General features: G+C 39.1%; 9 protein-coding genes. All 9 read left to right on the top strand.

The features are described from left to right. The first annotated feature begins 251 nt into the window (after positions 1 to 251). Positions 252 to 707, top strand: a complete 456-nt coding sequence (gene mraZ, locus ACKI5B_RS09715) for a division/cell wall cluster transcriptional repressor MraZ (protein WP_407428212.1) — start codon at positions 252 to 254, stop codon at positions 705 to 707. Positions 708 to 742: 35 nt separating this feature from the next. Next, a complete protein-coding gene (rsmH, locus tag ACKI5B_RS09710; protein WP_407428210.1) occupies positions 743 to 1735 on the top strand; it encodes a 16S rRNA (cytosine(1402)-N(4))-methyltransferase RsmH in 993 nt (330 codons plus the stop codon). Then, the gene (locus ACKI5B_RS09705; RefSeq protein ID WP_407428208.1) at positions 1736 to 2023 is read left to right on the top strand and encodes a septum formation initiator family protein; all 288 of its coding nucleotides are present in this window, start codon (positions 1736 to 1738) and stop codon (positions 2021 to 2023) included. It begins immediately after the preceding gene. 32 nt (positions 2024 to 2055) lie between these two features. After that, on the top strand, positions 2056 to 3543 hold the full coding sequence (locus tag ACKI5B_RS09700; protein WP_407428206.1) for a UDP-N-acetylmuramoyl-tripeptide--D-alanyl-D-alanine ligase: 1488 nt from the start codon (positions 2056 to 2058) through the stop codon (positions 3541 to 3543). Positions 3544 to 3546: 3 nt separating this feature from the next. Next, positions 3547 to 4713 carry an FtsW/RodA/SpoVE family cell cycle protein gene (locus ACKI5B_RS09695; protein WP_407428204.1) on the top strand — a complete coding sequence of 389 codons (1167 nt, stop codon included), beginning with the start codon at positions 3547 to 3549 and terminating at the stop codon, positions 4711 to 4713. Further along, positions 4706 to 5569, top strand: coding sequence for a cell division protein FtsQ/DivIB (locus tag ACKI5B_RS09690; RefSeq protein ID WP_407428202.1), 864 nt, complete (start codon positions 4706 to 4708; stop codon positions 5567 to 5569). The genes ACKI5B_RS09695 and ACKI5B_RS09690 overlap by 8 nt, the downstream gene beginning before the upstream one ends. Further along, a complete protein-coding gene (ftsA, locus tag ACKI5B_RS09685) occupies positions 5562 to 6815 on the top strand; it encodes a cell division protein FtsA (RefSeq protein WP_407428200.1) in 1254 nt (417 codons plus the stop codon). Before ACKI5B_RS09690 ends, ftsA begins: the two co-directional genes overlap by 8 nt. 43 nt (positions 6816 to 6858) lie before the next feature. Next, a complete protein-coding gene (gene ftsZ, locus ACKI5B_RS09680) occupies positions 6859 to 8259 on the top strand; it encodes a cell division protein FtsZ (protein ID WP_407428198.1) in 1401 nt (466 codons plus the stop codon). A gap of 6 nt (positions 8260 to 8265) precedes the next feature. Continuing rightward, positions 8266 to 8797, top strand: a 532-nt coding sequence (locus ACKI5B_RS09675; protein ID WP_407428196.1) for a tyrosine-type recombinase/integrase, incomplete at its 3' end; no start/stop codon positions are given.

Below are 8797 nucleotides of genomic sequence, written 5' to 3'. Positions count from 1 at the left end.
TCTGCCATTATGTCACAAATCCATGGAGTGTCATCAAGCGTTACTTCCATCGTTCCGTTCGATTCAAGAGCGTACAGTTTCTTTAGTGTTTCGTGGAGTTTTGATTCATTGAAGGTATTTATCATTAAAATTTTCTTATGAAAATAAGTTTTTTTTCAGTTTATCGGCATATTTTTAGTTGACTTTAGTAAAATTCGTGGGTAGAATGATAATCAAGTGGGAAATTGTGGGGTAAAGTGGTAAATAGTGGTATGGAGTTGTTAACTGGTGAGTACCGCAATACGCTGGATGAAAAGGGCAGAGTCCTTTTTCCTTCGAAGCTGCGGAATGAATTATTTTCTGATTCAGACAGAAATGTCCTCATCGTTACACAGTCTTTCGACCACTGTTTATGGCTTTATACTCTCGATGAATGGAAAAATATTTCGTCAAAGATTATGGAGACAGCTTCTCCTTTCAATGCACGGAATTCACTCGTGCTTCGTCACTTTATCGCTCCGGCTCAGGAAGTAGAGCTCGATAAAGCCGGCCGCCTTTCAATCCCGCAGAGCTTACGCGAGTATGCTCATCTTTCTAAGGATTGTGTAATTCTTGGAATCAATAAATATATGGAACTCTGGGACGCACAGGCTTACGCAGATTACCTTGGTGAAAATGAAGATTCTCTCAAGGAAGCAGCAGAAGCTTTAAGTAACATCAGTTTCTAATAAAAAAGAATAATAAAAAACGGGATATAAAAAAGGTGGAAATTGTTCATACCCCGGTTTTGCTGGATGAGTGCTTAAAATATTTAAGCCCTGTCGGTGAACCGTTTGAAAAAACTGCATTTATGATTGACTCAACTCTTGGCGAAGGCGGCCATTCAAATGCATTTTTGTCTAATTTTCCTTCCCTTCATATTCTTGGTCTTGACCGCGATAAAACAATCCAGGCTCGTGCGCGTGAACGTCTTTCTGTTTTTGGTGAGCGCATGGATTTTTATAACGGCTGGTTTAATGATTTTTATGCAGATTATCCTTCAGATAAAAAAAGACCTGATATAATTCTCTTTGATCTTGGAATCAGTGTTTATCACTACGAAAAATCCGGACGCGGTTTTTCTTTCCGTTATGATGAGCCTTTGGATATGCGCCTTAATTTTGAAGAAGGTGAGTCAGCTAGCGACATTGTAAATTCCTGGCGTGAAGAAGAACTTGCCAACATGATTTATCTTTATAGTGATGAAAAAATGAGCCGTCGTATTGCACATGCTATTGTTGAAGTTCGTGCAGGCGGTAAAATTGAATCTTCAAAGCAGCTTGCAGATGTTATATGGAATGCTGTACCTGCAAATTACCGTCATGGAAATATTCATCCGGCTACCCGTACTTTTCAGGCTCTGCGCATAGCTGTAAACAGTGAACTGCACAGACTTCCAAAGGCTTTACACGACGCATTTAATGTTCTTGAAAACGGCGGAAAATTGGGTGTAATTACATTCCATTCACTTGAAGACCGTATTGTAAAAAATTATTTCCGTAATCTTGGAAAACAGTGTATTTGTCCGCCGGAGTATGCTCAGTGTAAATGCGGCGGAAAATCTTGTGCTGAACTTCTTACACGAAAGCCGGTTGAGCCTTCGGTCGAGGAAGTTAAAACAAATTCGCCGTCAAGAAGTGCAAAACTCCGGGTGGTGCGGAAACTTCGTGATGCAACAGAAATGCACAGATTACAGATTATGCAGGAGGAAATGTAGATGAAAATTAAACATGAAACAAAACTGCGTTTTGTAGCTTATGCTTCAGTTGTTTTGATTCCGCTTCTTCTTGCTTTAGACGCGTTTCAGGCACACCGGTATGCAAAGCTTAAAAGTGAAATAGCAAAGCTTGAAGCAAAACAGGTTGAAGTTGTTGAACAGAACAGAAAGCTTATTTCGGATATCAGCCTGTTATCCAGTTCCGACCGCATCGAAAAAATCGCGGAGGAAGAACTTGGGATGCACAAGGCGAAAAGTGAAGATATCGTTCGTGTAGAAATAAAGTAATTTGTGGTTAAAAATTAAAAGGTGGAAAAAAAATGACAGACGCAGGAAGTGTCGAAAATATAGAAAGTCTCTTGAAATTGTCAGAAACTCTTGAAGCAGTGGGAGGAGTTCTTCTGAACCAGAATTTTGGTGAAGAGGACTTTTGCTTTACGAGTGTAGTAACTGACAGCCGGCAGGTCGTGGAAAAATCTCTCTTTGTTCCCCTTATCGGTGAAAATCAGGACGGGCATCTGTATGTTTCTAAGGCACTTGAAAAAGGTGCGTCTGCCGTTTTTATTTCTAAAAAAATATCTAAAAATCTTTTAGAAGACTTCAAGAAAGAAGCTTCTGATAACAAAAATGCAGCTTTTATTCTGGTAGAGAACACTATGCGCGCTTTGCAGAAGGCGGCAGAGGCATATGTCCGTAAGTTTCCGCGTCTTATTCGCTGTGCTGTGACTGGTTCAAGCGGCAAAACAACGACAAAAGAAATTACGGCATCTATTCTCCGCCAGAAATTTTCTGTCATTGCAACAGAAGGAAATTTTAACTCAGAAACGGGACTTCCTCTTTCAGTATTCAAAATCCGGAAAGAACATGAACTCGGGCTTTTTGAAATGGGCATGAACCGCGTAAATGAAATCGGAGAAATTGCAGAAGTATTCAAGCCGAATTACGCAATTATTACTAACATTGGAACTGCTCATATTGGAATTTTGGGAAGCCGTCAGAATATTGCAAACGAAAAGAAAAAGATTTTCACTTATATAGACTCTTTTGGTTCGGCATTTATTCCAAAAGATGATGATTTTGCTTCATTCCTCGAAAAAGGCGTTAAAGGCAAGATTGTAAAATATGGAAACGGCTGTGATGAAAGTGTAAAACTTATTGTAGACGAAGGTCTTTCCGGCACTGTTTTTACTGTTGACGGTGTTTTAATGCGGCTTTCTCTGCCCGGAAAATATAATTTTCAGAATGCACTTGCTGCCATTGCCCTTGCAAAGGAACTTGGATGTACAGCCGGGCAGATTAAGGCCGGTATTGAAAGCTTAAAGCCTCTCGGTGGACGTTCTACAATTAAAAAAGGCAGATTTACAGTTCTTGAAGACTGTTACAATGCAAATCCGGATTCAATGGAAAAGGCTCTGGATTTGTGCCGTGATACAAAAACTGAAGGAAAAAAAATCTACGTACTCGGTGATATGCTTGAGCTTGGTGAAGAATCAGAAGCTGCTCACTCAAAAATTGGTGAAAAAGCCCTTTATGCTGATGCCGATATGATTATTTTCTTTGGTTTTGAAATGAATTATGCTTTTGAAAAAGCAGTTGAGCTTGCTCAGAAAAAAACATCGCTTGCAGACGAAAAAATTTCTTCTGTACGCTTAATTTACATCGGAAATAAAGATGATGCGGCAATTTCAGATGCTTCAAAAGAAATAAATGAATTTGCAGAAAACGGTGATTTAATTCTTTTAAAAGGCAGCCGCGGAATGGGGCTTGAAAGAATTCTGCCTTTAATCGGCATGGGTGGGAGTATCTAAAAAGTGAATTTCAGTATTGTTGCCGACAAACCGTTGGAAAAATATAAAAAGTGTGATGTTTCATTAATTCTTCTTTCAGTTCTGCTCTGGGGAATAGGCATGTTTACATTATATGTCTGTTCCGGAAATTACGGTGAACGTGCTTTTAACGATTCCCTTTATTTTGTTAAAAGGCAGATGATCAGTTCCTGCTTAGGTTTTATGCTTTTTATTGTTTTTATGACATTAAAAATAGAAGTGATAAAGAAATTTCTTCCTCTTATGGTCGCTGTTGGTCTTATTTTATCATTAATGACTTTTCTGCCTGGAATCGGACTTGAACGAAACGGCGCGAGACGATGGATTAAGCTTGGATTTATGACTTTCCAGCCTTCAGAAATGATAAAATTTGTCGTTGTTCTGTATCTTGCAAATTATTTTGAAAAGCAGGATAAAATTACTGACGCAATCGATAAAACTGTTTTTCCGGCTGTTCTTCTTACATTTTTAATGATTCTTACAATTGCCGTTCAGCGGGATATGTCAACTTCACTTTTTGTAGCAGGTCTTGCAATATTACTGTTTATCGCTTCTGGTGCAAAAATTTTCTGGCTTGTTCCAGTTTTATCAATTGTAATTCCTTTAAGTGCCCTGTTTATTTTTCTTGAACCTTACCGGCTTAACCGTATAATCGGCTTTCTGGACCAGGATTCATACCTCCAGACCTTAAATTATCAGACTTATGCTGCCCGCCGTGCTATTTCTGACGGCGGATTCTGGGGACAGGGACTTGGAGCAGGACTTAATCGTATTAACAGTATACCGGAAATCCAGTCTGACTATATTTTTGCCGGCTGGGTTGAATCAATGGGATTCTGCGGAGTTTTATGTTATTTTGCCCTGCTGGCGCTGTTTGCATGGCGCGGACTTGTCTGTGCTTTAACAACTAAAACCCGCTTTGCTTCAGTTGCTGCATTCGGTTTTATAGTTTCGATTGTAGCACAGTCTGTTATAAATATTGCTGTTGTCGGAGGTGTAATTCCAACAACAGGTATACCGCTTCCATTTTTTTCATCAGGCGGTTCTTCAATTTTATTTACACTGGCTATCTGCGGCTTTTTAGTAAATGCTTCGCGAAATAGAATAGATTCTTATGAAAATGTTGATATAGGAGAGATTTTATATGAGTGATTTTGTATTTCAGGGATTTGAGAATTTTGAAATATCCGGCATAAAAAAAAGCCGGAAATCATCAAAAAATAAAACAAATGTAATAAAAGTTTTTGTTGCTATTTTCTGCATTCTTCTCGTCTGTGAATTTCTTGTGTATATGCTGGTTATTCCGTGTATGGACAGGGTAGATATTTCCTGGTCTGGACTTTCTTCATACAAAGTTCAGAATATGCAGGGGGTAATCGGTAATTCTTCAAACAAAACCTTTTTGACTTTCAGCACTTCTGATGTAAAATCAGCTCTTCTTACAATTCCAGGAATTGAAGATGTTAAAGTTGTCCGCCGTTTTCCAAATAAGGTTTATATAAATGTACTCGAACGAAAACCAATTGCCATGACTTTTATTTCAAATAACGGCAGAACGCAGCCTGTCTGCATTGATAAAAACGGAGTTTTGTTTACTTCTGATGTAATTTCTTCAGACAGTGATAAATCAATTCCTTTAATTTCAGGAATTCCTGTCGAAAATATACCGGAAGGAATGAGAATTCCACAGAAATACCGTGCCTTAATGGAGCAGATTGATTCAATCCGTTCTCTTTCACAAAATTATTTTGCTGCAATTTCTGAAATTCATGTAATTCCAAAAGAATATGGAAATTATGAGCTTGTTCTTTATCCGATTCAGTCTCAAACCAGAATATTAACGGGAAGACAATTAAATGAAGAATCGTTACAATATATGATAGTTGCTCTCGATGTTGTAAATACACTTGAACCTGATGTTGAAGAAATCGACCTTCGTTACGGTTCAGTTTCTTACACTACACGTTCAAATGCTCATCGCAGGGAAACAGGAGTTTTTGGTGAATAATACAGTAGTCGGCCTTGATATCGGAACAAGTTTCGTTCGTGCAGTTGTTGGAACTGTAAATGAAAGCAAGACTGTTGAAATTATTGATGTTGCAAAAAAAGCTTCCTCTGGATTTTTAAGAAACGGAACGATTGTAAATATCGAAGCCGCAAAACAGTGTATTCATGATGTTATCGATGAACTGGAGCAGAAAACCGGTTTTGAGGTTCATTCCTGCGTTACTGGAATTGGCGGTGTTCAAATCGAAAGTTTAAATACAAACGGCACTGTTGCTATTTCTTCTTACGGAAAAGCTCCCCGGGCTATTAACAGTGATGATGTTAAAAGAGTTATTGACTGTGCAAATTCTGTAAAATATCCTCCTGACCGTAAGTTACTGCATGTAATTCCTCAGCAGTACATAATTGACGGGACCGGCGGTTTTAAAAATCCGGTAAATAATATTGCAATCCGTCTTGAAGCTGATGTTCATATTATTACAGCCAGCAGTACAAGTGTTCAGAACATTACAACCTGTGTTGATCAGGCAAACTATCAGCTTGATGAAGTTATGTTAAAAACCCTTGCCTGTACAGAAGCTGTAATGCTTGATGAAGAAAGAAAGCTTGGTTCAATTTTAATTGATATTGGCGGCGGCACAACAGATGTAATCATCATCTTTAACGATGCTCCAATCTGTACATTTTCAATTCCTGTCGGCGGAAATCTTGTTACAAATGATGTGGCACTTGTAAAAGGAATTCAGAGTTCGATGGCCGAAAAAATCAAAATTGAAAGCGGCTGCTGCTGGCTTCCGCTTGTAGAAAATGATGATGCCGAAGTGCTTATTCCGGGCTTTGGAAGCCGGAGAACTGAATTAACTTCAAAAGTTGAGCTTTGTAATATTATTTATCCACGTATGGAAGAAATTTTTACAATGATCCGGGATGAAATTTCACAGCGTTTTTCTTCAATGCAGCTTTCTGGCAGTATTATTCTGACAGGCGGTGGTGCTCAGATTAACGGTGCTGTTGAAATGGCTCAAAGCGTATTCGGTACTTCTTCTGTCCGCTTAGGATATCCTCAGAGCTTAGGCGGAATAGAAGAGCATTACAGAATGCCTGAGTTTGCTACAGCAGTTGGGCTGGTTTTAGCACATGGTAAACATGTTGTATCAGAACCCAAGAATACTGCAAAAAAGCGTTCTTCAGAAGTTCACAAAGAGGGTGACAGTAAATTTCAAAAATTTCTTAAGAAATTTTTTTAATGAATAATAAAATTATAAAATCTGTTGCAGGTGGGAGGACAACATGACTTTAAGTTCTATCGAGGTTGAAAACAAAACGGAATCAGCTGCTTCTGTTTTAAACAACGCAAGCCCGACAAAAATCAAGGTTGTCGGATGTGGTGGATGTGGCGGAAATGCAGTTAACTGTATGATTGAAAGCGGTGTTGGCGGTGTTGAATTTATTGCCCTTAACACTGATTTACAGGCTCTTACTCATTCAAAAGCTCAGTACAAAGTTCAGATTGGCCAGAAACTTGCCGGAGGTCTTGGAGCCGGTGGTAAACCTGAAGTAGGTGAAGAATCTGCAAAAGAACAGCAGGAACAGATTAAAGAACTTCTCAAAGATTCTGATATGGTCTTCATTACAGCAGGAATGGGCGGCGGTACAGGAACTGGTTCTGCTCCGGTTGTTGCAAAAATTGCCCGTGAAATCGGCGCTCTTACTGTTGCAGTTGTAACAACTCCTTTTAAATTCGAAGGAAAGGTAAGAATGAGTCATGCAGAAGAAGGTGTAAAAAAACTTCGTGCGGAAGTTGATTCACTCATCGCAATTCCAAACGAACTTATTCTTAAAGATGCCGAAAAACATTTAAGTGTTGAACGTGCATTCATTCTCATAAATGACATTCTTCGTCAGGGAGTTCAGGGAATTTCTGACATCATTACAAATCCTGGCCTTGTAAACCGCGACTTCCGTGACGTTGAATCAGTAATGAAAGGCCAGGGAGACGCAATTCTTGGAATCGGTGTCGGTGAAGGCGATAACCGTGCAGTTGATGCTGCTCATAATGCAATCAATAATCGTCTCCTTGTTGATACAAACATTGATGGAGCAAAAAATGTCCTTATCAATATTTGTGGAAATCATGATGTAGGCATTTCTGAATGTGATGAAATTGCTTCAATCATTACAGAACGGGCAAATCCGGATGCTGTTGTTCTCTGGGGACAGGTTCTTGACGAGAACATGGGCGATAAAATCAGTGTAACAGTAATCGCTACCGGATTTAATTCAAGCACTAATGCTCCAAAAACAGAAGAAGTAAAAAAAGTAGAAGAAAAAATCAATTCTGACACAATTTCTGCCGGAGAATTTGAACGGATTGCCGTAAGAAAACCAGTAGTTGAAACAGCATCTTCTTCAAAGAACGATGATTTTATGTCAAATTTCTTTGGTTCCGGTAAAATTTATGAAGATGATGAACGTCCTTCCGCTTCTGTAAAAGCAACTGAGCCAGAAAAAAAAGAAAATATTGTGACTGCTTTCCCGAAGCCGGCTGCTGCACAGAGAACTTACAGTCAGCCGTCAAATACTCAGTTTAGTACTCCGGCTGATTTCAGTTCCATGAATGATCTTGAAAAACCAGCAATCTGGCGCAGAAATCTTGAAGGTCTTTCTACGACTATAAATTTTGGAAAGTAAAATTAAATGACAATAAATGACCTGCTTCTTCGATTTCATAGTGATATGGTCTCGGTTGAGCGGCTTTCAGAAAATTCTGCATCTACATATGAAGAATGTGCAAAAATTTTTCTGTACTGGCTGCAAAAGGAGCAGGTTAAGCTGGCAGCTGTTAATCCCCAGATTCTTTTGACTTATCTTATCTGGAGACGTACTGAGCAGAACTGTGATGAGCTTACCATTGCAAAAGACATTTCAGGTCTTCGTGCTTTAGGTTCTTATCTAGTGCGCCAGAAAATGTGGACTGAAAACCATGTAATGCTGCTTGATAGACCTAAAGTCTCAAGAAATCTTCCAAAAGTGCTTTCAGTTGATCAGGTCGATAAACTTCTTGATTCAATTGATGTTACACAGCCGCTTGGAATCCGGGACAGGGCACTTTTTGAGCTGATTTATTCCTGCGGCTTACGAATCAGTGAAGCTGCAACACTGCAGGTTTCAAATCTTCATTTAAAGGAACGGCTTCTGATTGTACACGGTAAAGGTGACAAAGAAAGAA

This window comes from Treponema sp., assembly GCF_045657965.1.
GTDB lineage: Bacteria > Spirochaetota > Spirochaetia > Treponematales > Treponemataceae > Treponema_D.
This window is presented reverse-complemented; position numbering and strand designations above follow the sequence as displayed.

Excerpts from the sequence above, each read along its gene's own strand:
- ACKI5B_RS09705 (WP_407428208.1), top strand. The coding sequence starts at position 1,736 with ATGAAAATTAAACATGAAACAAAACTGCGTTTTGTAGCTTATGCTTCA.
- ftsZ (WP_407428198.1), top strand. The coding sequence starts at position 6,859 with ATGACTTTAAGTTCTATCGAGGTTGAAAACAAAACGGAATCAGCTGCT.
- ACKI5B_RS09690 (WP_407428202.1), top strand. The coding sequence starts at position 4,706 with ATGAGTGATTTTGTATTTCAGGGATTTGAGAATTTTGAAATATCCGGC.
- mraZ (WP_407428212.1), top strand. The coding sequence starts at position 252 with ATGGAGTTGTTAACTGGTGAGTACCGCAATACGCTGGATGAAAAGGGC.
- ACKI5B_RS09700 (WP_407428206.1), top strand. The coding sequence starts at position 2,056 with ATGACAGACGCAGGAAGTGTCGAAAATATAGAAAGTCTCTTGAAATTG.